We start from the raw sequence: 863 nt of genomic DNA, 5'->3' as shown, positions 1-863 counted from the left end.
GGCAATTCTTTCATCGTCACAAAGGCAGCAGGCACCATGTAATCCGGCAGTCTCTCCGCAGCATATTTGCGCAGTTCCGCCGTATCAAATGTTTCTTCCGAAGGGATGACATAAGCTGCCAACCGTTTATCTCCCGGCTGATCCTCACGAACGATCACTGCCGCATCTTCAAGCTGCGGATGCTGAACAAGCGCGGCTTCAATTTCTCCCAATTCAATCCGGAATCCCCGAATTTTCACTTGATGGTCTGCACGGCCTACATAGTCGAGAGAACCGTCAGCGCGGAGGCGGGCCATATCCCCAGTGAGGTACATCCGGGTGCCTGGAGGACCGAACGGATCAGCTATGAAGCGTTCAGATGTTAAACCAGGCCGGCCTAGATAACCTCGTGCTAACCCCGCTCCTGATACATACAGCTCTCCGGCAACACCCGGCGGGACCGGCTGCAGGCGTTCATCCAGCACGTATACACCAAGATCGGGAATGCCGCAGCCGATCAAGCTGTTTGCCCGTAAAGCTGCCATGCTTCGGTCTAATTCGATATAGCTCACATGCACCGTCGTTTCTGTAATCCCATACATATTGATAAGCTGCGGTCTATTTTCAGGGTGGCGGTTGTACCAATCCTCTAAACGGCTGAGTTCAAGCGCTTCTCCGCCAAAAATGACATAGCGCAGACTGAGTGCCTGTCCGAGATCCGGCTGTTCCCGTTCCGCCTGCATAAACTGATAGAAAGCAGACGGTGTCTGATTCAGAACAGTCACCCCCTCTTTGACAAGCAGGCGCAGAAACGCTTCTGGCGATCTGCTGACGTGGTGAGGCACGATTACAAGACGTCCGCCATGCAGCAGAGGACCCCAGAT

General features: G+C 53.9%; 1 protein-coding gene. It reads right to left on the bottom strand.

The window, feature by feature from the left end; all coding sequences use genetic code 11:
• Nucleotides 1-863, bottom strand: an 863-nt coding sequence (locus tag ACWHAR_RS24940) for an AMP-binding protein (RefSeq protein ID WP_452088163.1), incomplete at both ends; no start/stop codon positions are given.

Source organism: Bacillus sp. LR--39, assembly GCF_053613335.1.
Note: the sequence above shows the minus strand (reverse complement) of the source record. Positions and strands in the feature narration are given on the sequence as shown.